The following is a 17,704-nucleotide window of genomic DNA, read 5'->3' as shown; positions in this document are numbered from 1 at the left end:
ATTACTTGCCCTCCAGCACCGCGACGAGGTTCTGCTGTAACACCGGCCCGCTGGTTGCGTGAGCCAGCACCCTTCCCGCCGAACCATTCCAGATATGTTGTGCGGCAAAGCCGATCCGCTCGAGTCCGGCCGAGAACATCGGGTTGGCGGCCAGCGCGCCACCCGACGGATTGATGGTGGCGGAGTCCTTGAGCCCGATAGCCTCGGCGAGTATCAGCTGCTGGTGGCTGAAGGGGGCGTACAGCTCGGCCACTTCGATCGAGCCGGTATCACCGCCGGTCGCGACGGCCGCCGCGGCGGCCGTCGACGGGGAGACCGTCAGGTCGCGGGCGCCGAGGATCGGCGTCTCGATGCGATGCTCGAATCCGGTGATCCAGGCCGGGTTCTCACGTAGCTCCCGAGCGCGGTCGGCCGAGGCGAGCACCATGATCGAGGCGCCATCGGAGATCGGTGCGATGTCGTGCTTGTGCAGAGGATCGGCAAAGAAGTCGCGTCCCAGCAGCTCGTCGACACTGGATGCCGGAGCCTCGGAGTCCACCCGTTGCGCGCGACCGAAGGCGTCGAGGGCAACCTGGGCCATCTGTTCCTTGGTCCACTTGCCCGCGTCCAGGCCAATCCGTGCCTGCAGCGCGGCCATCGATACCGAGTCGGGCCATAGTGGCGCGACCGTGTACGGATCAGTCTGCAGCGCAAGAACCCTGCGCAGCATGCCCGCGGAGGACTTGCCGAACCCGTAGACCAGAGCGGTCTCGACCTGCCCGGTCAGAATCTTGATGTAGGCCTCATACAGCGCCCACGCGGCATCCATTTCTACGTGAGATTCGTTGATCGGCGGTACCGCGCCGATCGAATCGATCGCCGAGATGAACGAGAAGGCGCGTCCAGCCAGATAGTCGGACGAGCCGGAGCACCAGAAACCTATGTCGGACTTGGTGATTCCCAACTCGCTGTAGATCTCACGGAAGCAGGGGACCAGCATCTCGACACCGTTGGTGGTGCCTTGGGTGCTGCGCACATGCGGGGAGTGGGCGAAGCCCACAATGGCTACCGAGGGGGCGACTGAACTCATCAGATCCGGTCCTTGTAGGTCTCGTAGTCGGCGTCGGGCTCACCCGTCGGGCGGAAGTACTGGATGTTGTCGATCCCGTATCCCCACTCGTCCTTGGGCTTCCATACAGCCTCGACCCGCATCCCCATGCGGACATCCGCCGGGTCGATGTCGTAGACCAGGTGCAGGAACGGAATATCTGCGCCGTCGAGCAGCACGTACGCCGCGACGTACGGCGGCTTGATGCGCTGTCCGGGGAACGGGATGTTGATGATCGCGAAGGTGGTGACGACTCCCTTGTCGGCGACCTGTACCAGATCGGAGGTCGGTTCACCGGTCAGGGGATCGGCGCCACGGGCCGGGAAGTACACCCGCCCACCCGCGCCGGTGCGGCCACCGAGCAGCTTGCCCTCGGCCAGCGCCCGCAGATAGGCGCTCTCTTCGGGGGACGTGATGTGCTGGACTTCAAGTCGGCTCGGTGCCACCTGCATGGTCACCGGCTCCTGATCCGGGGCAGGAGCCGGGATGGCTTGCGGCTTGTCCCCGAGAGCGAAATAGGCGATATCCGTGATCGCGCCGACGGTCTCGTCCGTCCAGACCGCATGAACCCGGGCGCCCGTTTTGATGGCGCCGGCCTCTCCGGCGTCGACCGCGTGCAGCAGCGAGGTGTCGGCGCCGTCGAGCTTGATCAGCGCCCAGGCGAATGGTTTGGCCAGCGGCTGTCCTTCGAGCGGCTGGGGCTGCCACGACCACGACTCGACGGTGCCCACGCTCGACACCGCGACCACTTCGGTCAGCGGCTCGTAGGTCACCGGGTCGTACTCGGCGGCAGGCACGTACACCTTGCCATCGCTGCCGCGCGTGCCGACGATCTGCCGGTCCCGCAGCGCGGTGAAGAACTTCGACAGGGTGGGGCCGACCGAACGGGTGTAATCAAAAGACAGTTCGAGGGGTGCCGTCAGAAGCGGCAAAGGCCCGGTTGTGCTGCTTTGGGTGGCTGTCACACATCCGAGTAGAACAAGTTCTAGTTTTTTTCGCAAGGGCGGTGGTCATGGCATATCTCGTCAGGTAGAACTGACCCATGAAATTCGGATTGCAGCTGGGGTACTGGTCGGCCTCGCCGCCGGACAACGCCGGTGAACTGGTGGCCGCCGCCGAAGAGGGTGGATTCGACGCCGTCTTCACGGCCGAAGCCTGGGGTTCGGACGCGTACACCCCGCTGGCCTGGTGGGGATCGGATACCAGTCGTATCAGGTTGGGTACCTCGGTGATTCAGCTTTCGGCGCGGACGCCGACGGCTTGCGCCATGGCGGCCCTGACGCTGGATCACCTTTCCGGCGGCCGCCACATCCTGGGGTTGGGTGTATCGGGACCGCAGGTGGTGGAGGGCTGGTACGGGCAGCCGTTCCCCAAACCGCTCGCGCGCACTCGCGAGTACATCGACATCATCAGGCAGGTGCTGGCCCGTGAGGCGCCGGTGCGCAGCGACGGCCCGCACTATCCGCTGCCGCTGACCAGCGATAAGGCCACTGGGCTGGGTAAACCGCTCAAGCCGATCGTGCATCCTTTGAGGGCCGATCTGCCCATTTTCCTCGGGGCTGAGGGGCCCAAGAATGTCGCGCTCACGGCGGAGATCGCCGACGGCTGGCTGCCCATGTTCTACGCGCCGCGGCTTGCGGACATGTACAACGAATGGCTCGACGAGGGCTTCGCGCGTCCCGGTGCGCGGCGCACCCGCGAGAATTTTGAGATCGCGGCCACCGCGCAGGTGATCGTGACCGAGGATCGTCGTTCGGTGCTCGATCAGCTGAAGCCGTTCTCCGCCTTGTACATCGGCGGCATGGGTGCCGTCGAGCTGAACTTCCACGCCGAGGTGTATCGGCGCATGGGTTACGGCGAGGTGGTAGACGAGGTCACCGAACTGTTCCGCACCAACCGCAAGGACAAAGCGGCCGAAGTGATTCCGGACGAGCTGGTGCTCGACACCACGATCGTCGGAACCGAGGCGCAGGTGCGCGAGCAGATCAAGGCGTGGGAGGCCGCAGGAGTCACCATGCTGGTGGTCGGCTGCCGCAGTGTTGAGCATGTCAAGCAGCTATCGGCGCTGACCTAGCGTTCGGTCTCCCGGAAGTCCAGCATCGCCTCGACGGTATCGATGGCCTCATTCAACGCGGCGGCACGCATCTCGAGTGTCGGTGCCGCCAGTACCGCATAGCGGTCGGCCTGTCCCATCGGAACGCGAGATGCCAATGCCCACAGGCGCTTTTCAGCGCCCGTGGGTAGTCCGGCGGCTACCGACCAGCGTCGGGGCAGCCGTACTTGCCGTGCGGCCGCAACCCGACGCAGCAGGTTCTCGATGCGCATCTGCACCTCATTGAGGGCGCTCAACGGGAGTACGCGTTCATCGGGTTCATCGGGCCACGGCTGCACCTCGGCACGCGGATAGGGATCGTCATCAAGCCAATGGGTGATCCGGATGCGGTGTGCGCCCTCGCAGCTCAAGGCGAAGCGATCCGCGCCCAGCGACTCGCAGTCGAGAACGCGGGCCGCGGTCCCTACGTCATTGCGGACATCGCCGCCGCCCACCTCGCGGCCGCGGGCGATCAGCACGACGCCGAAAGTGCGATCGGCGGCCATCACGTCGCGGACCAGAGCGACGTAACGCGGCTCGAATATGCGCAGCGGGAGGGGCTCACCGGGGAGCAGTACCGACTGCAGCGGGAACATCGGCGTCATCGTCCCATCTAACGGCACTGTGCCCGGCGGGTAAATCAATGCACTTACCGACGCGGTGGGCGCACTATACGATCTTGAAATGTCGTTGGGGGCTGGGGAAGTTTTTGCGGGTTTCACCATCGTCCGGATGCTGGGCTCGGGAGGGATGGGCGAGGTGTACCTCGCCGACCATCCGCGATTGCCACGCCAGGATGCGCTGAAGATTCTTCGCGCGCAGACCTCGGCAGATGATGAGTACCGTGCGCGGTTCAACCGCGAGGCTGAGCTTGCCTCGGGTCTGTGGCATCCGCATATCGTCGGTGTGCACGACCGGGGCGAGGCCGACGGCCGGTTGTGGATCGCGATGGATTACGTGGACGGGTCCGACGCGGCGCGTCTGCTGCGCGAGCGGTACGCGAAGGGCTTCCCCGAAGCCGATGCCTATGCGATTGTCTCGGCGGTGGCGGATGCGCTGGACTATGCCCATCAGCGGGGCTTGCTGCACCGAGACGTCAAGCCGGCGAACATCCTGATATCGAACTCGGAAAGCGGGCGGCGGATTCTGCTGGCCGACTTCGGGATCGTGCGCCAGATTTCAGATCCTGGTCAGCTCACCGGCACAAACTTCACTGTCGGGACGGTCGCATACGCGGCGCCGGAACAGCTGCTGGGTACTGAACTGGATGGCCGTGCCGACCAATATGCGCTGGCGGCCACGGCATTTCATTTGCTGTGCGGCAATCCTCCGTTCGAGGATTCCAATCCGGTGGCGGTCATCAGCCAGCATCTGAAGTCGGCGGCTCCGGCACTCAGCGAACGTCGCCCGGATCTCGCGCGGCTGGATCCGGTGTTCGCGAAGGCATTGGCGAAGGAGCCCGGTGCCCGTTTCGATAGGTGTCGCGATTTCGCGGACGCCCTGAGGGCCGCGATGGGTGAGTGGCCCGGCAGCCCTCAGGAAACCCGATTGCACTTGTCGGGGAGTGCGTCTCAGGCCCCGGCCGCCGCCCAGTACGGCCAGCCGGCGGTGCACCAGCCGTCCAAGAAACAGGATCCGAGGCGTCGCCGCGTGATGGCGGTGGCGGTGGTGGCTGCGGTCGTATTGGCCGCATTCGGTGTCGGTGGATATCTGTTGCAGCGCAACCGAAACGCTGTTTCCGCCGCCGCGGTCACGCCGCAACCTCCGGTGGCGGAGCTGGACGGGATGTACCGGATCGATATCGCGAACACCGAGATGAAGATCAACGGTTCGGCACCGGCGAATCAAGCCCCGGATTCCACGTCACCGACCGCCTTTTGGTCGTTTCGTTCGGAGTGCGTGGCGACCGGCTGTGCTGCCACCGGAACGCGTCTGGACAACGCCAACCCGAATGTTGCGCTGTCCCAGGCTGCGTCTGCCGAACTCCGCTTCACACAAGGCCGTTGGCAACGGCTGCCGTCCCCGCATCGTCAGCCCCAACCGCAATGTCCGCCCGCGGATACGCAATTCGACGGCGCCAACACCCAGATCACCATGTGGTCGCTGACGCCGCAGACCGACGGCACCTTGCGCGGCGAATCCACCGTGACGATGGTGACGAGCGAATGCGGCTTGCAGGGCACCGTGATGCAGGTACCGATCGTGGCGGCTCGTATCGGCGATGCCCCTGCCGGGGTGCTGGTCGCTAGCCCCGCGACGGTACCGCCCGCTGCCCCTGCGCCGCATGTGCCGGGGCCGACGCTGGATGGAACCTTCCGGATGGATTTCGAGCCCAACTCCACCCTGAACGGTTCCAAGGTCCCCACCCAGCTGCCGGCGATGAGCGCGTGGAAGGCCTTTCACTCGGTATGCACGGCGACCGGATGTGCGGCCTCCGCGGCGATGTTGGACCTCACCAATCACCGCGAAGCGATCAACGCGAACATCGCGCATTTCATGGATGACAGATGGCAACTCGAACCGCTGAAAACCGAGTTGCCGTGCAACCCGAGTCAGCAGCGCGGCCCCAGCGTCATCGTCACCGAATCCTCGGAGTGGACGCCGCAACCCGACGGCACATTCACCGGCGAACTCATCAAATCGGCCCCGGGGGCCAGTTGCCTCCCCGGCAACATGGAACTGCGGGTCCCGTTCGTGGCGACACGGATTGGCGATGTGCCGGTGGGCGTGGTGCTCGCCGACCCCGAGTTGTTCGTGCCGTGAGGCCCCGGATTTAGGTACCGGTGAAGTTGGGGGCGCGCTTCTCGGCGAAGGCCCGGGGGCCTTCCTTGGCGTCGTTACTGGTGAAGACGCCGATGCCCACCTTGGTGTCGGCCTTAAAGGCCTCGTTCTCGTGCAGGCCTTCCGAATCGCGGATGGTCTTGAGGACCGCTTGTACCGCTAGGGGCCCGTTCGCGGCGATCATGTTCGCGAGCTCCAGGGCCTTGTCCAGGGCCTGGCCGTCGGGGACGACGTGGCCGATGAGCCCGATTTCCTTGGCCTCCGGGGCCTTGAGGTGCCGGCCGGTGAGCAGGATGTCGCAGGCGACCGTGTACGGGATCTGCCGGGGGAGGCGCACGGCCGACCCGCCCATCGGGTACAGGCTCCACTTCACCTCGGAGACACCGAATTTGGCGCTCTCACCCGCGACGCGGATATCGGTGGCCTGCAGGATTTCGGTGCCGCCGGCGATCGCGGGACCCTCGACGGCCGCGATCAGCGGCTTGGTCAGGCGCCGGCCCTTGAGCAGACCGGGGATGACGGACGGGTCGTAGCTGCCGTCGGAGAACTGGTCGCCCGGGGCGCGCTTGTTCATGGCCTTGAGGTCGGCGCCAGCGCAGAAGTACCCGCCCGCGCCGGTCAGGATGCAGACGCGAACGTTGGGATCGTTGTCGACGCGGTCCCAGGCCTGCGTCATGATCTCCAGCATTTCCCCGGACAGGGCGTTGCGTGCGTGCGGACGATTCATCGTCACGATGAGGACGTGATCGCGGAGTTCCACCAGGGCGTGCGGGGCGTCCTGTTCGGTCACTGTGTCCGTCATGAGGCTCCTTCATTGGGCCGGGGCTTGTCTAAAAATGTAACACGTTCTAATTTATGGACATGGCCCTTAACATTGCCGACCTCATTGAGCATGCGATCGACACTATGCCCGATCGTGTTGCCATCATTTCCGGTGACCGAAAGCTGACATACGCAGAGCTTGAGGAGCAGTCCAACCGGCTGGGGCACTATCTGCAGAGCCGGGGCGTGGGCCCGGGCGACAAGGTGGGTCTGTACTGCCGGAACGGCATCGAGATCGTCGTGGCGCTGACGGCCATCGTCAAGATCCGTGCCATCTCGGTCAACGTGAACTACCGGTACGTCGAGGCCGAGCTGCACTACCTGTTCGAGAACTCCGATATGGCGGCCCTGGTGCATGAGCGTCGGTATGCGGACAAGGTCGCGAACGTCTTGCCGAGCACCCCGAACGTCAAGACCGCGATCGTGGTGGAAGATGGCGCGGACGGGTCGTTTGACTCGTACGGCGGCGTCGCGTTCGCAGATGCGCTGGCGCAGGGATCTCCGGAACGTGATTTCGCCGAGCGCAGCCCCGACGACATCTTCCTGATCTACACCGGCGGCACCACCGGCTTCCCCAAGGGTGTGATGTGGCGGCACGAGGACATCTATCGCTCGCTGTTCGGCGGGATCAACTACGTCACCGGCGAGTACATCGAGGGTGAGTGGGACCTGGCAAAGCAGGGAGCCGAGGCCGCTCCATTCATCGGTTTCCCGATCCCACCGATGATCCACGGCGCCACCCAGGCCGCGACCTTCATGGCCCTGTTCCAGGGGCGCACCACGGTGCTCGCGCCCGAGTTCAACCCCGAAGAGGTGTGGGAACTCATCGAGAAGCACAAGATCAACATGCTGTTCTTCGCCGGCGACGCGATCGGGCGACCGCTGATCGACGCGTTGGACACCGAGGTGGGCCGCGCCCGCGATCTGTCCTCGCTGTGGGTGTTGGCCAGCAGTGCCGCGCTGTTCTCGCAGACGGTCAAGGAGCGGTACCTGGAATTGCTGCCCAACCGGGTGATCACCGACGCGATCGGCGCCTCCGAGACCGGCACCGGCGGACTGTCCACCGTTACCAAGGGGCAGATGCACCCGGGTGGCCCGACCGTCAAGATCAGTTCCACCACAACGGTTCTGGATGAGGAAGGCAACCCGATCCAGCCCGGTTCCGGGGTGCGCGGGCTCATCGCCAAGAGCGGTCATATCCCGGTCGGATACTTCAAGGACGAGAAGAAGACCGCCGAGACCTTCAAGACGTTCAACGGTGTGCGGTACGCGATCCCCGGTGACTGGGCGACCGTCGAAGCGGATGGCACCGTGACGATGCTCGGGCGCGGATCGGTATCGATCAACACCGGCGGCGAGAAGGTGTTCCCCGAAGAGGTCGAGAGTGTCCTGAAGGGGCACCCGGCGGTGTTCGACGCGGTTGTCGTCGGCGTGCCCGATGAGAAGTGGGGCCAGCATGTGGGTGCCGTCATCGCGGTGCGTGAGGGCGTGGAGCTCACCTTTGAGGACCTGGATATCCACGCGCGCAAGGAGATCGCTGGATACAAGGTGCCGCGCAGCGTCTGGATCGTGGAGTCCGTCAAGCGCAACCCCGCGGGTAAGGCCGACTACCGCTGGGCCAAGGAGATCTCCGAAACCGAGAAGGTGGACCTGGTGAACTCCAAGCACGTCAACACGGGAGCCTGACCATGCATACCGACCTGTGTGAGCGGTTCGGAATCCGTTATCCGATATTCGGTTTCACGCCGTCGGAAAAGGTCGCCGCGGCCATCACCCGCGCGGGCGGCATGGGTGTGCTGGGGTGTGTCCGCTTCAACGATCCCGACGAGTTGGACGCCGTTCTGAATTGGATGGATGAGAACACCGACGGCAAGCCCTATGGTGTCGACATCGTGATGCCGGCCAAGGTGCCCACCGAGGGCACCGCGGTGGACATCGACAAACTGATCCCGCAGGGGCACAAGGACTTCGTCGAGAAGACTCTTGCCGACCTGGGCGTGCCCCCACTGCCGGGCGAACGTGAGTCGGCGGGGGTGTTGGGCTGGCTGCATTCGGTGGCCCGCTCGCATGTGGAAGTCGCGCTCAAGCATCCGATCAAGCTGATCGCCAATGCGCTCGGCTCTCCGCCGAAGGACGTGATCGACCAGGCGCACGAGCATGGCGTGCCGGTGGCCGCACTCGCGGGTAAGGCCGAACACGCCAAACGGCACGTCGAAAACGGCGTCGATATCGTGGTGGCCCAAGGCTATGAGGCCGGTGGACATACCGGCGATGTGGCATCCATGGTGCTCTGGCCCGAGATTGTGGATGCCCTCGACGGCAGCGCCCCGGTGCTGGCGGCCGGCGGTATCGGCAGCGGCAGGCAGGCGGCGGCAGCCCTGGCACTCGGTGCTTCGGGTGTGTGGACCGGCTCCATCTGGCTGACCGCCGCCGAGTACGACCTCGGAACCGTCACCGCCGGTGGCGATTCCGTGGTGCAGCAGGCGCTGCTGAAGGCCACCTCCAGCGACACCGTGCGTACCCGCATCTACACCGGGAAACCGGCGCGGCTGCTGAAGACCAAATGGACGCAGGCCTGGGATGCCGAGGACGCGCCGACGCCGCTGCCGATGCCTCTGCAGAACATTCTGGTCAGCGGGGCACACGAGCGGATGAATCGCGCGCATGACCCCGAGACTGTCTGCTTCCCCGCGGGGCAGATCGTGGGACGGATGAACGAGATTCGGCCCACCGCTGAGATTGTGGCCGACCTGGTGGCCGGATTCGAGAGCACCGTCGACCGGCTGAACGAGATCCGCGGCTAGCTTCACCCGCCGAGCGTGCGGATTGTGTCGATTTCTGCCGGGATTTCGACCGGATTCGCACGCTCGATCTACGCGGCCAGCGCAGTGAATGCTTCCGCGACCCTGGCGACGATCGTTCCCGCACGATGGCGCACCATGTCGGAGCTCACCCGAATGATGCGCCACCCCTCGTCGGCGAGCTCGGTGGCGCGGTCGATGTCCCGGGTCCGTTGATGCGCGCTCGTCCAATGCTGCGCACCGTCGAATTCGATGCCCACCTTGCGGTCTTCCCACCCCATGTCCAGGCGGGCGATAAAGTCGCCGAAACGATTCCGGACAACGAGTTGAGTCTGTGGGGTGGGGAATCCGGCCCGGACAACGATGAGGCGGGTGCGTGTCTCCCATGGTGATTCGGCGCCGCCATCGACCAGATCGAGTACCTGGATGAGGCGATTGAGCCCCCGTGCGCCGCGATGGTCCGCCACTATGGTCACGATGTCGGCGACGGAAAGCCCCGTGGCATTCATCAGTGCGTCCAGACGTTCTACTGCCAGATCGACGGAGGTTCGTCGTCCGATGTCGTATGCGGTTCGTGCGGGTGTGGTGACAGGTAGCCCGTCGACCACCGTCTGCTCGCCGCTCGGCAGATGGTCACTCCATAGCGAGATTCCGCGTGGAGCGCGGCGATTGGTGTGGATGAGTTCAGCGGGACCATCCTGTGGTAGCCATTTGGCGCCATGCAATGCGGCAGCGGATATGCCGGCCACGATTCCGTGGCGTTTGGACCATAGCCACGCCGCTTCCGCTCGCTTGCGCGGTGTGAGCTCCGCGTCCGCGGGCACGTAAACGCCGGGGTACAGCGCGGTGAGTTGTCGCAGGGCGTACCCGGTGACGACACGGTTCGCGAGTGCCTCGGCCCTGATGACCGGCCACGGTACGTCCGCCATGGGCGCAGCCTGGCACGGACCACCGACAGTCACCCGAGTGTGCGGATAGTGTCGAATATTGGCGAGATTTCGACCGGATCCGCACACTGGTGTCAGGGTTGAATGTAGGTGGTCCCGGAGAGCCGCCACAGCGGGTCGGTGGTGTCCAGTGCCTCCGCCGCGAGCTGCCGCTTGACCACCTTGAACGTCGCGGTTCGCGGGAGGTCGGTACCGACGCGGACGAATGTCGGCCACTGTTTGGGCCCGAGATCCTCCTGCGCGGATAGGAACTCGACCAGCGCCGATGCCTCGAAACCGTCGCGTACCACCAGCGCCGCCATCACCCGGTCGCCGACGGTGGGATCGGGAATGCCGTAGACGGCGGCTTCGGTGATATCCGGATGGCGCAGCAGCACCCGTTCGATCGGAGCGGTGCCCAGGTTCTCGCCGTCGACGCGCAGCCAGTCGCCCAGGCGTCCGGAGAAGTACACATACCCGTTCGCGTCGGCGTAAGCGAGGTCGCCGCTGTGGTACTTGCCGTCGACCATACGTTCGGCGTCGGCTTCGGGATTCTTGTAGTAGCCGGTGAACCGGCCGGGGCCGGTCACGTTCACCAGCTCGCCGGTGGCCTCTGCGGCGTTGACCACCTTGCCGCTGTGATCGAAAATCGCCGGAGGACAGGGCTTCCCGGTCTGGATGTCGAGAATCTGGACGTCGGGAGTGAGCGGACCGATGGCGCCCGGCGGCGTCCCCGGCGCCCAGCCCAGCGCTACGCCGCCCTCAGTCGACCCGAACCCGTCGACCACGAAGGCGCCGAATCGCTTGGCGAACCTGTCGGTATCGCCGACCGCCGCCTCGTTGCCGTACATGAACTTCAGCGGGTTCTCGGCGTCGTCGGACCGCTCCGGTGTCGCCAACACATAGGACATGGGCTTGCCGACGTAGTTGGCGTACGTCGCCCCGTAGGCGCGGACATCGTCGAGGAAACCGGACGCGGAGAACTTGCGTCGCAGCGCAATCGAGGCACCCGCCGCGAGTGCCACCGACCAGCCCGCGAGCACCGCATTGGAATGGAACATGGGCATCGACAGATAGCAGGTGTCGCTGGGGCCAAGACCGAACCGCGATGACAGCATGATGCCGGCGGAGGCCACCTTGGCGTGAGTGATCTGGACGGCCTTGGGATCGCCGCTGGTACCCGAGGTGAAGATGAGCATGAACAGGTTGTCCGGCCGCACATCCGCGATCTCGATCAGCGGATGTTGGAGGCCAGCAACGGTATCGGACTCATCAGTGATCACGAACTGACAGTCGGCGAGCTCGACATCACGCTGCAATGCCGATCCGCGCCGCGTTGAGTTCAGGCCCACCAGCACCAGGCCACCTAATGCGGCAGCGGAAAGCAGGCGTGCGAACCCGGGTGTGTTTTCCAGGATCACGCCGATATGCGGTGGCTTCGACGAATCCAGACGCGCGCGCAATGCCGAAGCCAGACGGCGGCTTTCGGCCACGTGATCGCGCCAGGACGTGAATGAGCCCTCGAAATGCAGCCCCCGGTCCTCGACATCGGCCAGGTTGGCCAGCAGCTGCGTAACCGTTGCGTCCTGCGGCGTGCTCACAACCCGATACTAGGCAGGCGTATCGGCGAGCTCGCGGCCGATCCGGCGCAGCTGCTCCGTTGCACTGCCCGAGGCGAACTCGCCCCGCTTGGCGGCCAGGAAGTAGCGGTGCACCGGATGGTCCTCGTCGATACCCACACCGCCGTGCACGTGAACGGCGGTGTGTGCGACGCGGTGCCCGGCATCTGCGGCCCAGAACTTGGCCGTGGCGACGTCGACGTCGGCGGGGAGATCCTCCGAAACCCGCCACGCGGCTTGCCACAAGGTCAGGCGCAGACCCTTGACGTCGATGTATCCGTCGGCCAGCCGCTGTGCGACCGCCTGGAAGCCGCCGATCGGCTTACCGAACTGCTCGCGGGTCCGCGCGTAGTCGGCAGTCAGCTCCAGCGCCCGTTCCAGCACACCCAGTTGGTACGCGCTGTGGCCCAACGATTCCCGCAGCCGAAGCCATTCCACAATCTCCACGCCGCCGACCTTGCGGTCGGCCGCGACCGGGACCTCGGACAGGATCAGCTCGGCGGAGCTGTCCTTGCCGGTGGTGTGCAGAGCCTCCTGGGTGACGCCGGTGTCCTGGGCGGACACCAGGAAAACGGCGGTACCAGTCTCGGTCTCGGCGGGCACCAGGTACGCGTCGGCTTCGACACCGAACGGCACCAGGACGCGGTTGCCGGTCAGCACATAGCCCGCACCCTCGGTGCGCGCGGCCACCGGCCCTTCGCCGGGCTCGCCATCGAGAGCGATGGTCAGGACCTTCTTACCCGCGACAGCCGGTGCGGCCCAATCGTTCCGCAGAGCTTCGGAGCCGAAGGTGGCGAGTGCTCCGGCTGCCAACACCACCGATTCCAGGTAGGGAACGGCGGCCAGTTCGCGGCCCAGTTCCACGAGAATCGACGACTGCTCCAGCACGCCGAATCCGCCGCCGCCCACCGATTCGGGAGCGGCGGTGGACAATATGTCGGCCTCGACCAGCTTGGTCCACAGCTGCCAATCGAACCGGCTGTCCTGCTTGTCGAGTTCCTTCTGGCGCTCCGGCGTGCTGATCGCCGATGCGATGGTGCGGGTCAGGCCGGCGAGGTCGGTCTGCGCCTCGGTAAGGGAGAAATCCATTGCAGTGCAGTCCCTTCTAGCGGCTTGCCGCGGGTTGGCCAAGAGCGGTCATCGCGATGATGTCGCGTTGCACCTCGTTGGTGCCGCCGCCGAAGGTGAGGATCAAGCACGCCCGGTGCATCCGCTCGACGCGGCCACGCAGCTGCGCGCCGGGGGAGTCCTGACGGAGCGTCGCGGCCGTGCCGAGAACCTCCATGAGAAGGCGGTAGGCCTCGGTGGCCAGCTCGGTGCCGAAGACCTTGGTGGCAGAGGCGTCGGCAGGGGAGGGAGCCGCGTCGGTGGTGGAGGCCAGCTCCCAGTTGATCAGCTTGAGGTACTCGACCTTGGCATGGACGCGCGCCAGGTTCAGCTGCACCCATTCGGAATCGATGATCCGGCCCTCCGGCCCCTTGGTGTTCTGGGCCCACTCGCGCACCTCGCGCAGCGCGGTGATGATCGGCGCCGACGAGACCAGGGCCACCCGCTCGTGATTGAGCTGATTGGTCACCAGCTTCCAGCCCGCGTTCTCTTCGCCCACCCGGCTGGTGACCGGCACACGCACATCTTGGTAATACGTGGCGCTGGTGCCGGGCCCGGCCATGGTGCGGACCTTGGTGTACGAGAAGCCCTCGGCGGTGGTGGGCACGATGAGCATGGAAATACCGCGATGCTTCTTGACCTCGGTGTTGGTGCGCACCGCCAGCCAGATGTAGTCGGCGTACTCGATGAGGCTTGTCCACATCTTCTGGCCGTTGATGACGTAGTCATCGCCATCGCGGACCGCCGAGGTACGCAGCGAGGCGAGGTCGGTGCCGGCGCCGGGCTCGGAGTAGCCGATGGAGAAGTGCAGCTTGCCCGCGGCGATCTTCGGCAGGAAGAACTTCTTCTGTTCATCGGTACCGAAGTGCATGATCGTGGGCGCGACGCTGTTGATCGTCAAGAACGGCACCGGGGCGCCGGCGATGGCAGCCTCATCGGTGAAGATCAACTGATCCATCACCGACCGGTCCTGGCCACCGAATTCCTTGGGCCAGCCCAGCGCGAGCCAGCCGTCGGCACCCATCTGTTCGACGGTCTCGCGATAGACGTTGCCGCTGCCGTACTCACCCTGGTTGGACGCCAGGGCTTCCCGCCGCTCCGGGGTCAGCAGTTTGTCGAAGTACGCGCGTAGCTCGCGGCGCAGCTCTTCCTGCTCGGGCGTGTAGGCGATATGCATGTGTGACCTCCGCTGCTGTGGACCTCAAGTGTGACCCACATTGACACATGAGTTGTAACACGTTCTAGTCTAAGGAGTCCAGACGCGGCGATGCCGCACGAACTCGGCCCAGCGATCCTGGCTTTACCGGGGTTGTGTCGGCGATCACGTGTCGTAGTCTGGCGATACAGCCCAATTAGACGATGACGTCGGTGCGCTGATTCACGCAGCGCCGGAAAGAGGTTTCCAATGCGTGTCGGTGTAATTCCTGACCGTTGTGAAGGCAACTTGGTATGTCTCGGGATCGCTCCAGAGGTGTTCGACGTCGATGACGACGACTATGTCGTCATCCTGCAGGAGGAAGTACCGGCCGATCAGGAGGATCTGGTCGAGCAGGCGATCGCGGAGTGCCCGCGTGCCGCATTGATTCGCAAAGACTAGAGGCATTCGTAAATCGCCGGTCTGCTCGCGCTCGATGATGCGGCGCCGGTGCGATGGAGTGTGTCGAAGACACGGGACTGAAGGGAAATTTTGTATGAGCGCGATTGCTGATGCCGATCTGGGTGGCCGGGTAGCCATCGTCACCGGTGCCGCGGCGGGACTGGGCCGGGCCGAGGCGATTGGTCTGGCGCGGTCCGGGGCGACTGTGGTTGTCAACGACATCGCTTCCGCGTTGGAGAAGAGCGATGTGCTCGATGAGATCGCCGCGGTGGGATCCAAGGGGGTCACTGTCGCTGGTGACATCGGCGAGCGCGCGACCGCCGACGAGCTGATCTCCACCGCCGAGTCCCTCGGTGGCCTGCATATCGTGGTCAACAACGCGGGTATCACTCGCGACCGGATGCTCTTCAACATGTCGGACGAGGAGTTCGACGCTGTTATCCATGTGCACCTACGCGGCCATTTCCTGCTGACCCGCAATGCGGCGACCTACTGGCGTGGTGCGTCCAAGGCGGCGGGCGCCCCCGTCTACGGACGCCTTATTAATACGTCCTCCGAAGCGGGCCTGCTGGGGCCGGAGGGTCAGGCGAACTACGGAGCCGCCAAGGCGGGTATCACCGCGTTGACGCTGTCGGCCGCGCGCGCTCTCGGCCGGTACGGAGTGCGGGCGAATGCCATCGCTCCGCGCGCCCGCACCGCGATGACAGCCGATGTCTTCGGTGACGCGCCCGAGGACTCGGTGGATCCGCTTTCCCCTGAACATGTGGTGACGTTGGTGCGCTATCTGGCCTCGCCGGCGGCCGAGGCCGTTAACGGGCAATTGTTCATCGTGTACGGACCCACCGTGACTTTGTTGGCAGCGCCTACTGTGGAGGCGAAGTTCTCCGCGGATTCGGACGCGTGGGATCCGTCAGCACTGAATTCAACCCTGGCTGATTTCTTTGCTGGACACGATCCCAAGCGCACTTTTTCCGCGACCGCGCTGATGGTCGAAGATTAAGGAACGACGAGGGTGGCGATGCGATATTAACTAGAACGAGTTCTAGTTATCGCATCAAACCCGCAGGACAAAGTGGACGTGGCGTGCGATTTGCCCGGCTGCGAATGAATTGACACTAAGAATTTTTTCTCGTTAGTATGGTGCGCCTCACAGCGTGGTAGGTACACGTCGATCGTTAACCGGGGCATAGGGGCGAGACGTCGGCAGTACCGGAATGTGTGAGACAAGGAGCGAAGGTTGAAGCAGCAGCTCGCGGCGCCCGCGCGCGCCGTCGGCGGCTTCGTCTCCATGTCGCTGGCCACGTTCCGCAACATCTTCCGCCGTCCGTTCCAGGGGCAGGAGTTCCTGGATCAGACGTGGTTCATCGCGCGGGTCTCGTTGTTGCCGACACTCTTGGTCGCCATCCCGTTCACCGTGTTGGTGGCGTTCACCCTCAACATCCTGCTGCGCGAGATCGGTGCGGCAGATCTGTCCGGCGCGGCGACGGCCTTCGGCACGGTGACGCAGCTGGGCCCGGTGGTCACCGTGCTCGTGGTCGCGGGTGCGGGTGCCACCGCGATCTGCGCTGACCTGGGCGCCCGCACCATCCGCGAGGAGATCGACGCGATGCAGGTGCTCGGTATCGACCCGATTCAGCGGCTCGTGGTGCCCCGGGTACTGGCGTCGACCTTTGTGGCTCTGCTGCTGAACGGGCTGGTGTGCGCCATCGGCATGGTCGGTGGCTACGTGTTCTCGGTGTTTCTGCAGGGGGTCAACCCCGGGGCCTTCATCAACGGCCTGACGGTGCTGACCGGCCTCGGCGAGTTGATGATCTCGGAGGTCAAGGCCTTCCTGTTCGGCATTTTCGCCGGTCTTGTCGGTTGTTACCGCGGACTTACCGTCAAGGGCGGGCCCAAGGGCGTCGGCGATGCGGTCAATGAGACCGTCGTCTACGCCTTCATTTGTTTGTTCGTCATCAACGTGGTCATGACGGCCATCGGGGTGCGGGTCCTGGTGAAGCACTAGTGACCGGACCGTATCTTTCGACGCACACAGTCACCTCCTATACCGTTCGGTATATGCGCGGATTGGGACGCTCGTTCGACAAATTCGGGGAGCAAGCCCTCTTCTATGCACAATCCCTGAGCTATATCCCTGCGGCGCTGACCAAATACCGCAAGGAAACGATCCGGGTGCTCGCCGAGATCACCATGGGCACCGGCGCCCTGGTGATGATCGGCGGCACCGTCGGCGTGGCGGTGTTCCTGACGCTGGCCTCCGGTGGCGTCATCGCGGTCCAGGGTTACTCGTCGCTGGGCAATATCGGTATCGAGGCGCTCACCGGGTTCCTCTCCGCATTCCTCAATGTGCGCATCGTCGCTCCGGTGGTGGCGGGTATTGCGATGGCGGCCACGATTGGGGCCGGGACCACCGCGCAGCTGGGCGCCATGCGGGTCGCCGAAGAGATCGACGCACTGGAAACCATGGCGGTGCATGCCGTTTCGTACCTGGTATCGACGCGCTTGGTGGCGGGGCTCATCGCGATCATCCCGCTGTATTCGCTCTCGGTGTTGGCGGCGTTCTTCGCGTCGCGCGCGACCACGGTCATGATCAACGGCCAGTCCCCGGGCGTGTACGACCACTACTTCAACACCTTCCTGGTGCCCACCGACCTGCTGTGGTCGTTCCTGCAGGCGATCGTGATGTCGGTGGTCGTCATGCTCGTGCACACCAGCTACGGATTCAACGCCTCGGGCGGACCGGTGGGCGTGGGCGTCGCCGTCGGCCAGGCGGTGCGTACCTCCCTCATCGTGGTTGTGCTTGTCACCCTGTTCATCTCGCTCGCCGTCTACGGCGGGTCCGGCAACTTCAATCTCTCGGGCTAGGGGATAG

General features: G+C 64.8%; 16 protein-coding genes. 8 read left to right on the top strand and 8 right to left on the bottom strand.

From position 1 onward, the window contains the following. Position 1: 1 nt before the first annotated feature. Together ABG82_RS23705 and ABG82_RS23700 are read right to left on the bottom strand one after the other, a co-directional pair. Entirely contained in the window at positions 2-1,069 is a 1,068-nt protein-coding gene (locus tag ABG82_RS23705) for a thiolase domain-containing protein (protein ID WP_043076730.1), read from the bottom strand. After that, complete coding sequence (locus ABG82_RS23700) at positions 1,069-2,052, bottom strand: Zn-ribbon domain-containing OB-fold protein (protein WP_043076729.1); 984 nt, start codon at positions 2,050-2,052, stop codon at positions 1,069-1,071. Before ABG82_RS23700 ends, ABG82_RS23705 begins: the two co-directional genes overlap by 1 nt. 77 nt (positions 2,053-2,129) lie before the next feature. On the opposite strand from ABG82_RS23700, the gene ABG82_RS23695 reads away from it, so the two are divergent. After that, positions 2,130-3,161 carry an LLM class F420-dependent oxidoreductase gene (locus ABG82_RS23695; RefSeq protein ID WP_043076728.1) on the top strand — a complete coding sequence of 344 codons (1,032 nt, stop codon included), beginning with the start codon at positions 2,130-2,132 and terminating at the stop codon, positions 3,159-3,161. Here the strand turns inward: ABG82_RS23695 and ABG82_RS23690 are convergent. Further along, positions 3,158-3,784 carry an LON peptidase substrate-binding domain-containing protein gene (locus tag ABG82_RS23690; RefSeq protein ID WP_043076727.1) on the bottom strand — a complete coding sequence of 209 codons (627 nt, stop codon included), beginning with the start codon at positions 3,782-3,784 and terminating at the stop codon, positions 3,158-3,160. The genes ABG82_RS23695 and ABG82_RS23690 overlap by 4 nt on opposite strands. Before the next feature lie 79 nt (positions 3,785-3,863). Between ABG82_RS23690 and ABG82_RS29275 the strand changes: the two genes are divergently transcribed. Next, positions 3,864-5,942 carry a serine/threonine-protein kinase gene (locus tag ABG82_RS29275; RefSeq protein WP_078343671.1) on the top strand — a complete coding sequence of 693 codons (2,079 nt, stop codon included), beginning with the start codon at positions 3,864-3,866 and terminating at the stop codon, positions 5,940-5,942. A 10-nt stretch (positions 5,943-5,952) separates the two neighbouring features. On the opposite strand, the gene ABG82_RS23680 is transcribed toward ABG82_RS29275, so the two are convergent. Further along, positions 5,953-6,762: a crotonase/enoyl-CoA hydratase family protein gene (locus ABG82_RS23680; protein WP_043076726.1), complete on the bottom strand. Its 810-nt coding sequence runs from the start codon at positions 6,760-6,762 to the stop codon at positions 5,953-5,955. Between the two features lie 53 nt (positions 6,763-6,815). Between ABG82_RS23680 and ABG82_RS23675 the strand changes: the two genes are divergently transcribed. Together ABG82_RS23675 and ABG82_RS23670 are read left to right on the top strand one after the other, a co-directional pair. Continuing rightward, positions 6,816-8,468, top strand: a complete 1,653-nt coding sequence (locus tag ABG82_RS23675) for an acyl-CoA synthetase (RefSeq protein ID WP_162269209.1) — start codon at positions 6,816-6,818, stop codon at positions 8,466-8,468. A 2-nt stretch (positions 8,469-8,470) separates the two neighbouring features. Beyond that, entirely contained in the window at positions 8,471-9,586 is a 1,116-nt protein-coding gene (locus tag ABG82_RS23670; protein WP_043076725.1) for an NAD(P)H-dependent flavin oxidoreductase, read from the top strand. A 68-nt stretch (positions 9,587-9,654) separates the two neighbouring features. On the opposite strand, the gene ABG82_RS23665 is transcribed toward ABG82_RS23670, so the two are convergent. The 4 genes from ABG82_RS23665 to ABG82_RS23650 form a co-directional block, all read right to left on the bottom strand. After that, positions 9,655-10,512: a DUF559 domain-containing protein gene (locus tag ABG82_RS23665; RefSeq protein WP_043076724.1), complete on the bottom strand. Its 858-nt coding sequence runs from the start codon at positions 10,510-10,512 to the stop codon at positions 9,655-9,657. Positions 10,513-10,604: 92 nt separating this feature from the next. Continuing rightward, positions 10,605-12,110, bottom strand: a complete 1,506-nt coding sequence (locus ABG82_RS23660) for a long-chain-fatty-acid--CoA ligase (protein WP_043076723.1) — start codon at positions 12,108-12,110, stop codon at positions 10,605-10,607. 9 nt (positions 12,111-12,119) lie between these two features. Next, positions 12,120-13,217 carry an acyl-CoA dehydrogenase family protein gene (locus ABG82_RS23655; RefSeq protein WP_043076722.1) on the bottom strand — a complete coding sequence of 366 codons (1,098 nt, stop codon included), beginning with the start codon at positions 13,215-13,217 and terminating at the stop codon, positions 12,120-12,122. 16 nt (positions 13,218-13,233) lie between these two features. Next, the gene (locus ABG82_RS23650; protein ID WP_043076721.1) at positions 13,234-14,412 is read right to left on the bottom strand and encodes an acyl-CoA dehydrogenase family protein; all 1,179 of its coding nucleotides are present in this window, start codon (positions 14,410-14,412) and stop codon (positions 13,234-13,236) included. A 228-nt stretch (positions 14,413-14,640) separates the two neighbouring features. On the opposite strand from ABG82_RS23650, the gene ABG82_RS23645 reads away from it, so the two are divergent. The 4 genes from ABG82_RS23645 (at position 14,641) to ABG82_RS23630 (ending at position 17,697) form a co-directional block, all read left to right on the top strand. Beyond that, complete coding sequence (locus tag ABG82_RS23645) at positions 14,641-14,832, top strand: ferredoxin (RefSeq protein WP_030096329.1); 192 nt, start codon at positions 14,641-14,643, stop codon at positions 14,830-14,832. Positions 14,833-14,926: 94 nt separating this feature from the next. Beyond that, complete coding sequence (locus tag ABG82_RS23640) at positions 14,927-15,832, top strand: 3-oxoacyl-ACP reductase (RefSeq protein ID WP_043076720.1); 906 nt, start codon at positions 14,927-14,929, stop codon at positions 15,830-15,832. 237 nt (positions 15,833-16,069) lie between these two features. Continuing rightward, on the top strand, positions 16,070-16,837 hold the full coding sequence (locus ABG82_RS23635) for an MlaE family ABC transporter permease (RefSeq protein WP_005071300.1): 768 nt from the start codon (positions 16,070-16,072) through the stop codon (positions 16,835-16,837). 53 nt (positions 16,838-16,890) lie between these two features. After that, positions 16,891-17,697: an MlaE family ABC transporter permease gene (locus tag ABG82_RS23630; RefSeq protein ID WP_043076719.1), complete on the top strand. Its 807-nt coding sequence runs from the start codon at positions 16,891-16,893 to the stop codon at positions 17,695-17,697. Positions 17,698-17,704 lie beyond the last annotated feature (7 nt).

The sequence above is a fragment of the Mycobacteroides immunogenum genome, assembly GCF_001605725.1.
Taxonomy (GTDB): domain Bacteria; phylum Actinomycetota; class Actinomycetes; order Mycobacteriales; family Mycobacteriaceae; genus Mycobacterium; species Mycobacterium immunogenum.
Note: the sequence above shows the minus strand (reverse complement) of the source record. Positions and strands in the feature narration are given on the sequence as shown.

What these genes read in the sequence shown, in the direction of transcription:
- ABG82_RS23705 (WP_043076730.1), bottom strand. Translation starts at nt 1,069, where the DNA reads ATGAGTTCAGTCGCCCCCTCGGTAGCCATTGTGGGCTTCGCCCACTCC.
- ABG82_RS23695 (WP_043076728.1), top strand. Translation starts at nt 2,130, where the DNA reads ATGAAATTCGGATTGCAGCTGGGGTACTGGTCGGCCTCGCCGCCGGAC.
- ABG82_RS23690 (WP_043076727.1), bottom strand. Translation starts at nt 3,784, where the DNA reads ATGACGCCGATGTTCCCGCTGCAGTCGGTACTGCTCCCCGGTGAGCCC.
- ABG82_RS29275 (WP_078343671.1), top strand. Translation starts at nt 3,864, where the DNA reads ATGTCGTTGGGGGCTGGGGAAGTTTTTGCGGGTTTCACCATCGTCCGG.
- ABG82_RS23680 (WP_043076726.1), bottom strand. Translation starts at nt 6,762, where the DNA reads ATGACGGACACAGTGACCGAACAGGACGCCCCGCACGCCCTGGTGGAA.
- ABG82_RS23675 (WP_162269209.1), top strand. Translation starts at nt 6,816, where the DNA reads ATGGACATGGCCCTTAACATTGCCGACCTCATTGAGCATGCGATCGAC.
- ABG82_RS23670 (WP_043076725.1), top strand. Translation starts at nt 8,471, where the DNA reads ATGCATACCGACCTGTGTGAGCGGTTCGGAATCCGTTATCCGATATTC.
- ABG82_RS23665 (WP_043076724.1), bottom strand. Translation starts at nt 10,512, where the DNA reads ATGGCGGACGTACCGTGGCCGGTCATCAGGGCCGAGGCACTCGCGAAC.
- ABG82_RS23655 (WP_043076722.1), bottom strand. Translation starts at nt 13,217, where the DNA reads ATGGATTTCTCCCTTACCGAGGCGCAGACCGACCTCGCCGGCCTGACC.
- ABG82_RS23650 (WP_043076721.1), bottom strand. Translation starts at nt 14,412, where the DNA reads ATGCATATCGCCTACACGCCCGAGCAGGAAGAGCTGCGCCGCGAGCTA.
- ABG82_RS23645 (WP_030096329.1), top strand. Translation starts at nt 14,641, where the DNA reads ATGCGTGTCGGTGTAATTCCTGACCGTTGTGAAGGCAACTTGGTATGT.
- ABG82_RS23640 (WP_043076720.1), top strand. Translation starts at nt 14,927, where the DNA reads ATGAGCGCGATTGCTGATGCCGATCTGGGTGGCCGGGTAGCCATCGTC.
- ABG82_RS23630 (WP_043076719.1), top strand. Translation starts at nt 16,891, where the DNA reads ATGCGCGGATTGGGACGCTCGTTCGACAAATTCGGGGAGCAAGCCCTC.